General features: G+C 38.6%; 12 protein-coding genes and 1 other annotated feature. Of the genes, 11 read left to right on the top strand and 1 reads right to left on the bottom strand.

What is annotated here, in order from left to right; translation table 11 throughout:
* The first annotated feature begins 6 nt into the window (after nucleotides 1-6).
* The 6 genes from hemC to ysxE all read left to right on the top strand — a co-directional run bounded on the left by hemC (nucleotide 7) and on the right by ysxE (nucleotide 6686).
* A complete protein-coding gene (gene hemC / locus BM350_RS05270) occupies nucleotides 7-936 on the top strand; it encodes a hydroxymethylbilane synthase (protein WP_090918686.1) in 930 nt (309 codons plus the stop codon).
* A 4-nt stretch (nucleotides 937-940) separates the two neighbouring features.
* Nucleotides 941-1690 (top strand): uroporphyrinogen-III synthase, encoded by a 750-nt coding sequence (locus tag BM350_RS05265; RefSeq protein ID WP_090918684.1) that lies wholly within the window; start codon nucleotides 941-943, stop codon nucleotides 1688-1690.
* Nucleotides 1691-1926: 236 nt separating this feature from the next.
* Nucleotides 1927-2916 carry a porphobilinogen synthase gene (gene hemB, locus BM350_RS05260; RefSeq protein WP_090918682.1) on the top strand — a complete coding sequence of 330 codons (990 nt, stop codon included), beginning with the start codon at nucleotides 1927-1929 and terminating at the stop codon, nucleotides 2914-2916.
* Nucleotides 2916-4205, top strand: coding sequence for a glutamate-1-semialdehyde 2,1-aminomutase (gene hemL / locus BM350_RS05255; RefSeq protein ID WP_090918680.1), 1290 nt, complete (start codon nucleotides 2916-2918; stop codon nucleotides 4203-4205). Before hemB ends, hemL begins: the two co-directional genes overlap by 1 nt.
* Before the next feature lie 443 nt (nucleotides 4206-4648).
* Nucleotides 4649-5596: a stage VI sporulation protein D gene (spoVID, locus tag BM350_RS05250; RefSeq protein WP_090918678.1), complete on the top strand. Its 948-nt coding sequence runs from the start codon at nucleotides 4649-4651 to the stop codon at nucleotides 5594-5596.
* A gap of 64 nt (nucleotides 5597-5660) precedes the next feature.
* Entirely contained in the window at nucleotides 5661-6686 is a 1026-nt protein-coding gene (ysxE, locus tag BM350_RS05245; RefSeq protein WP_139207735.1) for a spore coat protein YsxE, read from the top strand.
* Between the two features lie 37 nt (nucleotides 6687-6723).
* Here the strand turns inward: ysxE and BM350_RS05240 are convergent, their stop codons facing one another.
* The gene (locus BM350_RS05240) at nucleotides 6724-6918 is read right to left on the bottom strand and encodes a hypothetical protein (protein WP_090918676.1); all 195 of its coding nucleotides are present in this window, start codon (nucleotides 6916-6918) and stop codon (nucleotides 6724-6726) included.
* A 256-nt stretch (nucleotides 6919-7174) separates the two neighbouring features.
* Nucleotides 7175-7406: a binding site (T-box leader), on the top strand.
* A 38-nt stretch (nucleotides 7407-7444) separates the two neighbouring features.
* On the opposite strand from BM350_RS05240, the gene BM350_RS05235 reads away from it, so the two are divergent.
* From BM350_RS05235 to radC, 5 genes are all read left to right on the top strand, one after another.
* Complete coding sequence (locus BM350_RS05235; protein WP_090918674.1) at nucleotides 7445-10090, top strand: valine--tRNA ligase; 2646 nt, start codon at nucleotides 7445-7447, stop codon at nucleotides 10088-10090.
* Between the two features lie 159 nt (nucleotides 10091-10249).
* Nucleotides 10250-11560, top strand: coding sequence for a bifunctional folylpolyglutamate synthase/dihydrofolate synthase (locus tag BM350_RS05230; protein WP_090918672.1), 1311 nt, complete (start codon nucleotides 10250-10252; stop codon nucleotides 11558-11560).
* Between the two features lie 155 nt (nucleotides 11561-11715).
* On the top strand, nucleotides 11716-12675 hold the full coding sequence (locus BM350_RS05225) for a stage II sporulation protein B (RefSeq protein ID WP_090918671.1): 960 nt from the start codon (nucleotides 11716-11718) through the stop codon (nucleotides 12673-12675).
* A 213-nt stretch (nucleotides 12676-12888) separates the two neighbouring features.
* Nucleotides 12889-13449: a Maf family protein gene (locus tag BM350_RS05220; protein ID WP_090918669.1), complete on the top strand. Its 561-nt coding sequence runs from the start codon at nucleotides 12889-12891 to the stop codon at nucleotides 13447-13449.
* A 13-nt stretch (nucleotides 13450-13462) separates the two neighbouring features.
* Nucleotides 13463-14140: a RadC family protein gene (gene radC / locus BM350_RS05215; RefSeq protein ID WP_090918667.1), complete on the top strand. Its 678-nt coding sequence runs from the start codon at nucleotides 13463-13465 to the stop codon at nucleotides 14138-14140.
* The last annotated feature ends 8 nt before the right edge of the window (nucleotides 14141-14148 follow it).

Below are 14148 nucleotides of genomic sequence, written 5' to 3'. Positions count from 1 at the left end.
AAAAATATGCGCAAAATTATTGTAGGATCAAGAAAAAGTAAATTGGCATTAACGCAAACAAATTGGTTTATCGATCAATTAAAGGCGCTAGGATTGCCATATGAATTTGAAGTGAAAGAAATTGTAACGAAAGGTGACGTTATTTTAGATGTGACACTTTCGAAAGTAGGCGGAAAAGGGTTGTTCGTAAAAGAGATCGAACATGCACTGTTTACAAAAGAAATTGATATGGCTGTCCATAGTATGAAAGATATGCCAGCAGTACTTCCTGAAGGACTAACAATTGGATGTATTCCAAAACGTGTAGATCCACGTGATGCGTTTATTTCTAAAAATGGAGAATCGTTTGATGAGTTACCAGAAGGAGCGGTGATTGGTACAAGCAGTTTACGCCGCAGTGCACAGTTGTTAGCTGCGCGTCCGGATTTACAAGTGAAATGGATTCGCGGAAATATTGATACGAGGCTACGTAAGTTAAAAGAAGAAGATTACGATGCGATTATTTTAGCAGCTGCAGGACTAAAGCGAATGGGCTGGGCAGATGATGTGATTACAGGGTATTTAGAAGAAACGGTATGTGTACCAGCTGTCGGCCAAGGGGCGCTATCGATTGAATGCCGCGAGGATGATGCGGATTTATTACAATTATTAAGTCATTTAAATGATAATGTAACAGCGAGAACAGTAGAAGCAGAGCGTGTATTTCTACATAAATTAGAAGGAGGCTGCCAAGTTCCGATTGCTGGATATGCAACGCTCAAAGAAGATGGCCAAATTGAATTAACAGCGCTTGTTGGATCGACAGATGGCACTGTCTTATTGAAAGAAGTTGTTGCTGGTGAACATGCAAAAGAAGTTGGAGAGCGAGCAGCAGACTTGTTAATTGGACAAGGAGCAAAGGAACTTATTGCCGCAGCAAATCAGGAGCAAAACTAGCAATATGACTTCTCTTTGCGGAAAAACAGTGCTAATTACAAGAGCCCAGCAACAAGCGAAGCAACTGAGTACAGCAGTGCAAAAACAGGGCGGAATTCCAATGGAAATTCCGCTTTTACATATAACAGCAGCTGCACGTGAGCAATTTCAACAAGTGCGTGAGGAATTAAGCACATATGATTGGATTATTTTCACAAGTAAAAATGGTGTGAATTTCTTTTTGGATGGTGCGGGGCAACCGTTGCCGCATACTATGAAAATTGCCGCAGTCGGCGTGAAGACAAAGCGAGAATTAGAGCGTCGCGGCTACAATGTTCATTTTGTACCAACTACATTTGTAGCTGAAGCATTTGCGAAAGAATTTGTGAATCATATTGGAAGCGGGACTCGTATATTACTGCCAAAAGGAAATCTAGCAAGAGATGTAATACGAGAAGCGCTGCGAAATCATGGTGCGATTGTACGCGAACTTGTTGTATATGAAACGGCAGTCCATCTACAAATGCGTGAACAACTTATCGAGGCACTGCGATCAAGAGCAATTGATGTGATCACCTTTACAAGCCCGTCTACTGTCCGGAGTTTTATTACATTGCTTGAAAGTGAAAACTGGAGAGAATGGGTAAAAGGATGTACAATTGCTTGTATAGGTCCTATTACAGAACGAGAAGCCCGTCAACATTTTCAAAACCTTCTCGTTCCGAAAGAATATACAATTGAATCTATGTTACAATGCATTTCAGAATATATATAAATCCATTTTGATTTTTCAACATATAAGTTGCTGTTATATAAAACAAAAAGTGACATGCACTTGTTTTCTCTCTTTTTTTACCAACGCACGTGGCAGGAAAAGGCCCTGACCGCTTCTATGTATGGCCAGACCCTCTCGCCGCTCACCCCTAAAAAGAAAAGGGCTTTTATGGCTGTTTTTCAACTTGTATTTATATATAATAAAGTGAAACTTTAAGAATTGGAGATGGGAAAGTTATGAATCCTTTACAATTTAACCGTCATCGTCGTTTACGACAAAGTGCAAATATGCGTGCTCTTGTACGTGAAACACATCTACATACAGAAGATTTCATTTATCCAATTTTTGTTTTAGAAGGAGAAAATAAGCGTAATGAAGTTCCTTCTATGCCAGGTGTATATCAAATTTCTTTAGACCATCTGCAAGCAGAAATGCAAGAAGTTGTTGATTTAGGCATTCGCTCTGTTATTGTGTTCGGTTTACCTGCTGAAAAAGATGAAGTTGGTTCTTCTGCATATTGTGAGCACGGTATTGTACAGCGAGCAATTACACAAATTAAAGAGAGATTCCCAGAATTAGTAGTAATCGCAGATACATGTTTATGTCAGTATACGAGTCATGGCCATTGCGGTGTAATTGAAGACGGAATTATTTTAAATGATGAATCGTTAGAGGTTCTTGCAAAAACAGCAGTAAGTCAAGCAAAAGCAGGTGCGGATATTATTGCACCATCTAATATGATGGATGGATTTGTAACATTTATTCGTCATGCGTTAGATGAAAATGGCTTTGCGCATGTCCCGGTTATGTCATATGCAGTGAAATATGCGTCGGCTTTTTATGGACCGTTTCGTGATGCTGCACATGGTGCACCTCAATTTGGTGATCGTAAAACATATCAAATGGATCCAGCGAATCGTTTAGAAGCATTCCGTGAAGCTGAGTCAGATGTGATGGAAGGAGCGGACTTCTTGATTGTGAAGCCAGCACTTTCTTATTTAGATATTATTCGTGATGTGAAAAATAACTTCAATCTTCCGGTTGTTGCGTATAATGTGAGTGGTGAATACTCGATGATTAAAGCGGCGGCACAAAATGGCTGGATTAATGAAAAAGATATTGTTCTTGAAAAATTATTAAGCATGAAGCGTGCTGGAGCAGATTTAATACTTACATATCATGCGAAAGATGCAGCGAGATGGTTACAAGAAGGGAGCGCACGATAATGAAAAGTTTTGATAAATCTATTGAAGCGTTTGAAACAGCAAAAGATTTAATGCCAGGCGGTGTAAATAGTCCAGTGCGTGCTTTTAAATCTGTCGGTATGAATCCACTATTTATGGAGCGAGGAAAAGGCTCTAAAGTTTATGATATTGATGGAAATGAATACATTGATTATGTATTGTCATGGGGACCGCTTATTCATGGTCATTCCAACGACCAGGTTGTAGAAGCGTTAAAAGCGGTAGTAGAAAAAGGAACGAGCTTTGGTGCGCCGACAGAAATTGAAAATAAACTAGCACAGCTTGTAATCGATCGTGTACCGTCTATTGAAATTGTCCGTATGGTTAACTCTGGAACAGAGGCGACAATGAGTGCGCTTCGCTTAGCGCGCGGTTACACAGGGCGTAATAAAATTTTGAAGTTTGAGGGCTGCTATCACGGGCATGGCGATTCTCTTTTAATTAAAGCTGGTTCTGGTGTTGCTACGCTTGGTTTACCAGATAGCCCTGGTGTACCAGAAGGCGTTGCGAAAAATACGATTACGGTTGCGTATAACGATTTAGAAAGCGTGAAATATGCGTTTGAACAGTTCGGTGATGATATTGCGTGTGTCATTGTAGAGCCAGTAGCTGGAAATATGGGGGTTGTACCACCGCTTGCGGGATTTTTACAAGGCCTTCGTGATGTTACAACAGAATATGGTGCGCTTCTTATTTTTGATGAAGTGATGACGGGTTTCCGCGTAGCTTACAATTGCGGACAAGGATATTTTGGAGTAACACCTGATTTAACATGTTTAGGAAAAGTAATTGGAGGCGGGCTTCCTGTTGGGGCATATGGTGGTAAAGCTGAAATTATGAAGCAAGTAGCACCAAGTGGCCCAATTTATCAAGCTGGTACACTATCTGGTAATCCATTAGCGATGACAGCAGGATATGAAACGCTTGTTCAGTTAACACCAGAAAGCTATAAAGAATTTGAACGTAAAGCGGAAATGCTTGAAAAAGGTTTACATGAAGCGGCGGTAAAATATGATATTCCACATTGTATTAACCGCGCTGGTTCTATGGTTGGTATTTTCTTTACAGATGAAAAGGTTATTAACTACGAAACAGCAAAAACGTCCAATTTAGAATATTTTGCAGCGTATTATCGTGAAATGGTAGAACAAGGTGTATTCTTACCGCCTTCTCAATTTGAAGGGTTGTTCTTATCAACAGCGCATAGTGATGTTGACATTGAAGCAACCATTGCTGCTGCAGAAATTGCTATGTCTAAACTAAAAGGGTAAAAAATCCTTTTCTTTAGGGGGAGCGAGAGGACCTGGCCGTGCATAGAAGCGGTCGGGTCCTTTTTCTACCACGTTCATTGTGAAAACAAAGAGAGGAAGCAAGCGGGGATTACATTTTATTATGGATGGCAGTGATTTGTAAGTTGGAAAAGCAAAATGGATTTATATATAAATACCAGTTGAAATCCTAGCATTCCCCCTTTTTTAGGGAAGGTAAGAGGACCTGGCCGTGCATAGAAGCGGTTAGGTCCTTTTTCTGTCGTGTTCGGTGTGAAAACAAAGAGAGAAAGTAAGTGAGGATCACTTTTGGTTTTGTGCCCCAGTAATGTATGTGTTGAAAAATAAAAAAATCGCTCTTATCGGAGAGCAATTTTTTTATTCATAAAGTCTCCGTTCCTCACATAAACCTGTAATGACATATAGTTTGAGAGGGGGAATACGAAGTGGCAGCAGATCAACAAACTTCATTGCGGTTTTCGTTAAAAGAGTCTGTATGGTTTCAAAAAGGACAGGAAGTCAATGAATTACTTTCTATTTCATTAGATCCTGATGTTGCTATAGAAGAACGTGAGTATGAAATTGTTGTGTGCGGGCAACTTGATTTAACAGGGGAGTATATCCCAAAGGAAGAAACAGAGGCGTTCTCATTGCGAGAGTTATCTCCAGTACGTACGATAGATTATGTGGAGACGCGTGATGATGGGATAAATGAATTGGTACATTCGTTTCCACTGGAGATTTCGATTCCACGTGGCCGCGTGAAACAAGTTGAAGATTTATATGTAGATATTGAAGAATTCGATTATGTGCTGTTAGAAAATGGCTGTTTGCAGCTTTTAGCGGATATTTCAATTCATGGATTATGTGATGAAGAGCGTGAAGTGGAAGAAACGGTGGAAGAAGAGATAGTAGAAGAAGAGATAGTAGAGAAAGAAGTGATAGAGACTGATGAATGGGAAGATTATGCTTTTGAGCCATTTCAGCTAGAGGCTCGTCAAGAACCGGAGCTTGAACTAGAAGAAGAGAAAGAAATCGAAGAAGAGGAACAAAGACAAGAGGAAGAGCAAGGACAAGAAGAAGTCGTCGCACCTCAGCTGTTCTTCGGACGCAAAGAAACAAAAGGACAGGATGTCGATGAGAAAGAAGAAATTTCATACTCACAGCGGGATGAAAATGCGCTATATTTAACAAAATTGTTTTCAAAGCAACCAGAAGATGAATTTACAAAGCTGCGACTTTATTTTGTGCAAGAAGGCGATACGATTGAATCTGTTGCAGAGCGTTATGACACTTCCGTACAACATTTACATCGTGTAAATCAAACTGATGATTTGTATTTAACAGCAGGACAAATTTTATATATACCAGTGCCCAAGATGAAAGCAAAGTGAGTGAAGAGAAATCTTCCTCACCTCTTTTCTTTTTCACGCTCCTGTAGAAAGGGTCGTTGTTCGTATGGACATGGAATTACGAGAGCGTTATGCTTCTATTTTGCAGCTATATCAATTAGCTCCTGAGCATATTGAGGAATATGGGAATGTAATAAAAATTTATACGAGCCAAGGTCCATATGCGTTAAAAAAATTGCCACCTCAAAAATTAGAACGAAGTAATCTTATGTATTATGTTCAGTTTTTACGAGAAAAAGGATTTACGAATTTTGCTCCTATTTATCATGCGAAAGATGGAAGGCACATTTTAAGTGATGGTGAGCATAGTTATTATTTAATGCCTTGGCTCGGAAACGCAGAAAGTCAAGGTGAAGAGAACGATCAGTATCATAAAATGTTTCAAACACTTGCTATGATGCACAAAAAAACAGTGCGAGAAGAAGAAGTGACAGAAGAAGCAATTCAAGGACATTTTGATAATATTTCAAATCGATGGGAACAAGATGGCGTGTTATTAGAGGAGTTTTTAGTTGAATCAGAAGCGAAATGGTATATGTCTCCGTTTGAATTGCAATATTGCACTTACTTTCATCAAGCGATGCGTGCTCGTGAATTTGCGAAGAAACAATTTACAGAATGGCATGAAGCAATGAAAGAAAAAGAAAAAACACGTATTTCATTTATTCATGGCAATGTTTCAATGAATCATTTTTTATTCGATTATCAGCGGAACGGTTATTTTATTAGTTTAGAAGATGCGCAGTTTGCTACCCCGGTTCAAGATATCGTTCAATTTTACTCGCGTTCCTTCAACACATATCCAATTGCAAGAAATGATCGATATGAATGGTACCAAATATACGAAAAGAATTTTACGTTTACGAAAGAAGAGAAGCTGCTTATGCTTGCGTATTTAGCGTATCCCAAAACATTTATTAAGCAAGTGCATGCATATACAAATGCTCGAAATGCCCGTAATGAAACAAAGGAGTTACAGGATGTGAAAATGCTTCAACAAGCACATTGGCTTATAAGTAATATTGAATATTTCGTGGCGCAGCTTCAAGCCGCTGAGCACCAAGCGCAGTAAAAGGAAAAATAAAATTAGCCGTAGCTTCAAGAAGAAGTTACGGCTGATAATGTAAGCGAATTGTTGCTGCTATAAAAATAGTAAGGATGACAAAATCTAAAAACGTAGGAAGTAGTAAAGTACGAATGCCTTGGAAAATCGTGAGCGGAATTGCAAAATCAGAAAACATCGTTTGTAAATTTCTTAACCAAGAAGGGGCTGAAAAGTTGTATGTGCGTCGATAGCGTCGCATAATCGTCCTCCGTATTAGAAACTTCTCTAGTATGGAACGATAAGAGAAGTGGAAATGTGATACTACAATATGCAGGATAAGCACCTAATGTGCTTGTGCTGCACTTTTTTCATTTTCTTTGCATATGTTATAAAAAACTTGGTTAAGCTTATTGGAAATAGAATGTAATAATTATAGACGTAAGTCGAAAAATATTTTTATCTTGACGAATATGGTTTCGTTTTTTACACTATTGTATATAATAAATAACAATTATATAAATGCGTTGAAGGGGAAGAGTATGACATTAAACGTCTGCAGAGAGGAGAATTATTAGCTGTGAGATTCTCTAGATAGTCATGTTAGAAGGTAGCCCTGGAGCATCTTTTCTGAACGGATTCATTCTCATTAGGAAAAGACGGATTTGTCCGTTATCAAATCAAGAGTATAAGCAAATTTTAAATTTGTTTGTAAATAAAGGTGGTACCACGATGTCCCTCGTCCTTTTTGGATGAGGGGCATTTTTTATTTTGAAGGAGGGAAAAATATGTCAAACACGGAAAAGAATTTACCAACAAAATACGATCATATATCCGTAGAAGAAGGCCGTTATAAATGGTGGCTTGAAGGCAAATATTTCGAAGCAAAAGGAGAAGCTGATAAGCAGCCGTATACAATTGTAATTCCGCCTCCGAACGTAACTGGTAAGCTGCACTTAGGTCATGCTTGGGATACAACACTTCAAGATATTTTAACACGTACAAAGCGTATGCAAGGATACGATGTATTATGGCTTCCTGGTATGGACCATGCAGGTATCGCAACGCAAGCGAAAGTAGAAGGGAAACTTCGTGAAGAAGGTATTTCACGTTACGATCTTGGCCGTGAGAAATTCCTTGAAAAAGCATGGGAATGGAAAGAAGAATATGCTTCTCACATTCGCGAGCAATGGGGAAAAGTTGGTCTAGGATTAGATTACACTCGTGAGCGATTCACATTAGATAAAGGCTTATCTGATGCGGTTAATAAAGTATTCGTTCAATTGTACGAAAAAGGTTTAATTTACCGCGGTGAATATATCATTAACTGGGACCCTGCGACACGCACTGCCCTTTCTGATATTGAAGTAATTCATAAAGATGTGCAAGGTGCATTCTATCATATGAATTACCCATTAACAGACGGTTCTGGTCACATTCGTCTTGCGACAACTCGTCCAGAAACAATGCTTGGTGATACAGCAGTAGCAGTTCACCCAGAAGATGATCGTTACAAGCATTTAATCGGAAAAACGGTTACACTTCCAATCGTAGAGCGTGAAATACCGATTATTGCTGATGAGTATGTAGAGAAAGATTTCGGAACAGGTGTTGTAAAAATCACACCAGCTCATGATCCGAATGACTTTGAAGTAGGTAACCGTCATGACTTACCACGCATTTTAGTAATGAACGAAGATGGAACAATGAACGAAAAAGCTGGTAAGTATAACGGTATGGATCGCTTTGAATGCCGTAAGCAATTAGTAAAAGACTTGCAAGAAGCGGGCGTATTGGTAGAAATCGAGCCTCATATGCATGCGGTAGGTCATAGTGAGCGTAGCGGGGCAGTTGTTGAGCCGTATTTATCAACACAATGGTTCGTAAAAATGGCACCACTTGCAGAAAAGGCTGTTGCTCTGCAACAAAAAGAAGAAGAAAAAGTAACGTTCGTACCAGATCGTTTTGAGAACACATACTTACGCTGGATGGAAAACATTCATGACTGGTGTATTTCTCGTCAATTATGGTGGGGACACCGCATCCCAGCTTGGTATCATAAAGAAACTGGTGAAGTATACGTAGGTACAGAAGCTCCAGCTGATATCGAAAACTGGAACCAAGATAACGACGTACTTGATACATGGTTTAGCTCAGCGTTATGGCCATTCTCAACACTTGGTTGGCCAAATGAAAATGATGAAGACTTCAAACGCTACTATTCAACAGATGCACTTGTAACAGGATATGATATCATCTTCTTCTGGGTATCTCGTATGATTTTCCAAGGTCTAGAGTTTACAGGAGAGCGTCCATTTAAAGACGTATTAATTCATGGTCTTGTTCGTGACGAGCAAGGACGTAAAATGAGTAAATCTCTTGGTAACGGTATTGATCCAATGGAAGTTATTGAGAAGTACGGTGCAGATGCAATGCGCTTCTTCTTATCAACAGGAAGTGCACCAGGTCAAGATTTACGCTTTAGCATGGAGAAAGTAGAATCTACTTGGAACTTCATCAATAAAATTTGGAATGCATCTCGTTTCGTATTAATGAACATGGAAGATATGCAATACGAAGATATTGATTTAACTGGTGAAAAATCAGTTGCAGATAAGTGGATTTTAACTCGTTTAAATGAAACAATTGAAAGTGTAACGCGTAACATGGATAAATATGAATTTGGTGAAGCTGGTCGCGCATTATACAACTTCATTTGGGATGATTTCTGTGACTGGTACATTGAAATGGCGAAGCTTCCATTATACGGCGAAGATGAAGCAGCGAAGAAAACAACTCGTTCTGTTTTAGCATACGTACTAGATCAAACAATGCGCCTGTTACATCCGTTCATGCCATTCGTAACAGAGAAAATTTGGCAACATTTACCTCATGAAGGTGAATCTATTACAGTAGCAGCATGGCCAACAGTTCGCGAAGATTTACAAGATAAAGAAGCAGCGGCAGAAATGCATCTTCTTGTTGATATCATTCGCTCTGTTCGTAACATTCGTGCAGAAGTAAATACGCCAATGAGCAAAAAAGTTCAATTGCAAATTAAAGCAAAAGATGAAGCAGTACTAGCGCAGCTTACGAAAAACAGCTCTTACATTGAGCGCTTCTGTAATCCAAGTGAATTAACAATTCAAACGGATTTACAAGCACCGGAAAAAGCGATGACTGCAATTGTATCAGGTGCAGAGCTATTCTTACCACTAGCTGATCTGATCAACCTTGATGAAGAAAAAGCACGTCTTGAAAAAGAACTTGAGAAGTTTGATAAAGAAGTAGAACGTGTACAGAAGAAACTTGCAAATCAAGGATTCGTAGCAAAAGCTCCGGAAGCAGTTATTGAAGGAGAACGCGCGAAAGAGAAAGATTACCTAGAAAAACGCGAAGCAGTTCGCCAACGTCTAGCGGATCTACAAAAATAAAGTGAAACTTTAATCAGTGGGAGTATTACCGCCCACAAATAGCGGGATAAAATATTTTCAATAGCGAACCACGGCAAAGATTGTTCTATTTGAGTATAATAGGGCTAGAGCAATCTTTTGCTTTGGTTCGTTTTTTTGATGGAAAGGGGAATGGCATACGTGATACATACATATGAAGAAGCAATCGGCTGGATTCATAGCCGTTTAAAATTTGGTATAAAACCAGGGTTAGAACGTATGGAGTGGATGTTAGGGGAACTTGGAAATCCGGAGCGTCATATCAAGTGTGTTCATCTTGCGGGAACAAATGGAAAAGGTTCCACTCTCACATATATGCGTTATATGTTACAGGGGGCAGAGTACAAAGTAGGGACATTTACTTCTCCGTACATTGAAACATTTAATGAACGGATTAGTATTGATGGTATACCAATTACAGATCAAGAAATTACAGATCTCGTAAATATGGTCAAACCTGTTGTAGAAAAGTTAGATGAAACGAATTTAGGCGAAGCGACAGAATTTGAAATCATTACCGTTATGGCGCTTTATTATTTTGGAAAGATGAATATGTGTGACATCGTCTTATTTGAGACAGGGCTTGGAGGACGCTTCGATTCAACGAATGTCATTCATCCTGTACTTACAATTATTACAAATATTGGCCGTGATCATATGCATATTTTAGGTGATACGTTAGAAGCAATCGCATTTGAAAAGGCAGGGATTATAAAATCAGGGGTTCCTGTTATAACTGGTGTACAGCAAAATGAGGCATTAGAAGTCATCCGTACGATTGCCAATGAAAAACGTTCTAACTTATATGAACTAGGAAATCAAATTCAAGTAGAACATCTTTCTTCAGAGAAAGAAGGAGAACGATTTACATTTTCGTCTCCATTCCGTACGTATGAAGATCTTTTTATTTCTATGAAAGGCCAGCATCAAGTGCAAAATGCGGCGCTGGCGCTTATGGCGATGTCATACTTAAACGTGTATCAAGCATTTTTAATTGATGAAGAGCATATCCGCAAAGGATTAGCTGAAGCATATTGGATTGGACGTTTTGAGCAACTTTCTACTCATCCTCATGTCATTATTGATGGGGCACACAATCCAGAAGGTGTAAATAGTCTTGTGGAAACTGTTCGTGCACACTACAGTGAAAACCGAATTGTTATTTTATTTACAGCACTTGGGGATAAGCAACTCGATGAAATGGTTGGACAATTAGAAACAATTGCAGATGAAATGATTTTTACAACGTTCACGTTTGATCGTGCTATCTCTGCCGAGGCTCTTGCTGCTCATTCAAAACGAGAATCGAAACATATTTTTGAAAATTGGCAGGAAGCGATTAGTAGGACAATGGATTCTTTACAAGAAGATGATATTTTCTTACTAACAGGTTCTCTTTACTTCATATCAGAAGCTCGTAAATATGTGGTTCAAAAAACTAGACAGAAATAAGCTGTCTAGTTTTTTGTTCTACAAATAAAGACGCAAGCATACATATAAGATAACAATATAGGATAATTTGGCGAATCCCTTTGACAAGTATCTCGTTTTTTTTTGAAACGAGTATGATACGATGCTGGCAATGATAAGAAGTAAGGAGTGGGGGTATGGACAAACAATCGCGACCAATTTCAATTAAAGTGAATGGAACGGAAGCAAATTATATAGAGAAGAAAGAAGAGGAAGCAAAAAAAGAAGAGTTTGAGTGGGTGCTCCCGGAGAATACGGTGACAAATAATGTTGTGTCGTTTCAAAAACATGCAGCATCAATACGTAAAGGAAAAAAAGGCTGGAGTAATAGATTTATTCTCACGGTATCTACAGCAATTGTAATTGGGACAGGGTTTGGAATGGGAATGCTGCACTTGCTAACGGGACAAGAAACTGTTCGTGAAAAGACAGCTCCAGCAGCAAATGTTACAGGGCAAAATGAAACAAAAAAACCGACAAATGAGAAAACAGAAGAAAAGAAAACAGCCCCAGCCCCTTTATCACCGCTGACGATTTATTTTGTACAGGGCGGGGTGTTCTCTTCGAAAGAAAAGGGACAGGCATCATTAAAAGAGTTACAAGAAAACGGAGTCCCTGGAGCAGTTATGCAGTCAGGAGATAAATATTTACTTGTTCTTGGAATGGCACATGATGAACAATCTGTCACGCAGATGATCACGCAATATAAACAAAAAGATATATCAGTTGTGAAAAAGAAATGGGAGATTACAGATCAAGCGCTTTTAAAACAGGATCAAGAGTATGGAGCGTTTTTGGAAAAGTTACAATCATTGTATGGGAAATTATTGAAACAAGCCGCTGTGATGCAGTCCGGAAACAAAATAAGTAAAACAGATATAGAACAGATTGAAAATGAATGGAAATCAGTAAAAAAAGAAGAGGCAGCACTAAAGCGGGATGATATAAAAAAGTTGTTTACGTATGCATCAGTGGCTGTGCAAACAATACAAGAGGGAAAACAAGATATGGAAACGATGACGAAATTGCAGCAAGTGTTAGCGGATAGCTTTCTTTCTTATGAAAAAATAGTTTCACAAAAAAACAAAAACGTATAATAATTAGATAATGTTTAACTCATAATCATTATGTAGTTGCTTTTTTCTATTACTTATTAGCACTGAAGAAAGGGAAAGTGAGTTTGTGCTTTTTCCTTTCTTTTGTATTTTTTTAAAAAGAAAAACGATATTTTTAAAATTTGAGGAGAATCTATACATTTAGTATGGTTATGCTGTATCTTCCTGCTAATTTTAAAAATGAAAGGAGAACGTATGAAAAAACTTATTTTAGCGTCGGGTTCACCAAGGCGTAAAGAATTACTTGAGCTAGTAGATATACCATTTGAGGTTGTAGTTAGCGATGTAGAAGAAACGATTGGAGCATATTCATCACCGCATGATATCGTGATGTCACTTGCATTGCAAAAAGCATCTGCTGTAGCAAAGGATTATGAAGACTATGTTGTGCTTGGTGCTGATACAATTGTTACTTATGAGTCGCGTATTCTAGGAAAACCAGAGGATGAGAGTGAAGCGAAAGAAATGTTGCAGCTCTTATCAGGGAAAACACATGAGGTGTATACAGGGGTTGCTCTTATTTCAAAAGAAAAAACAGTGACATTCTATGAGCGTGCAGAAGTAACGTTTTGGGAATTAACTGAAGAAGAAATTCATGCATATGTAAAAACGAAAGAACCGCTTGATAAAGCTGGGAGTTATGGGATACAGGGAAAAGGTGCTATTTTTGTTCAGCATATACAAGGTGATTATTATGCGATTGTTGGCTTACCGATTGCACGTGTTGTGCGCGAGTTGAAACAATTTAATATGTAAAGGAGGCTGGAATATGAGCTGCATTCGTGATGTTGTGAAAGAAGATCAACCACGGGAACGTTTATTGCTAGAAGGAGCAAGCAGCTTATCAAACACAGAACTTCTCGCTATATTACTTCGAACTGGTTCAAAAGAGGAGTCAGTTTTAACATTAGCAAATCAAATTTTGCATCATTTTGACGGATTACGAATGTTAAAAGATGCAACAATTGAAGAAATGACAAGCATTCATGGCGTTGGGGTGGCAAAAGCATCCCAACTTATTGCTGCTTTTGAACTCGGACGAAGAATGGTACGCTTAGAGTATCAAAATAGATATAGCATTCGTAATCCGGAAGATTGCGCACGTTATATGATGGAGGAGATGCGCTTTTTACAACAAGAACATTTTGTATGTTTATATTTAAATACGAAAAATCAAGTGATGCATCGACAAACGGTATTTATTGGAAGTTTGAATGCCTCGATTGTACATCCGCGCGAGGTGTTCAAGGAAGCTTTTCGCCGCGCTGCTGCTTCTATTATATGTCTTCATAATCACCCTTCAGGCGACCCCACGCCAAGCCGAGAGGATATTGAAGTCACGAAAAGACTTGTAGAGTGCGGGAAAATTATTGGGATTGAAATTCTCGATCATATTATTATTGGTGACCATAAATTTGTTAGTTTAAAAGATAAAGGTCATATTTAAGACTATTT

Origin of the sequence: Bacillus sp. 103mf (genome assembly GCF_900116295.1) — a bacterium.
Classification (GTDB): Bacteria; Bacillota; Bacilli; order Bacillales; family Bacillaceae_G; genus Bacillus_A; species Bacillus_A bruguierae.
Note: the sequence above shows the minus strand (reverse complement) of the source record. Positions and strands in the feature narration are given on the sequence as shown.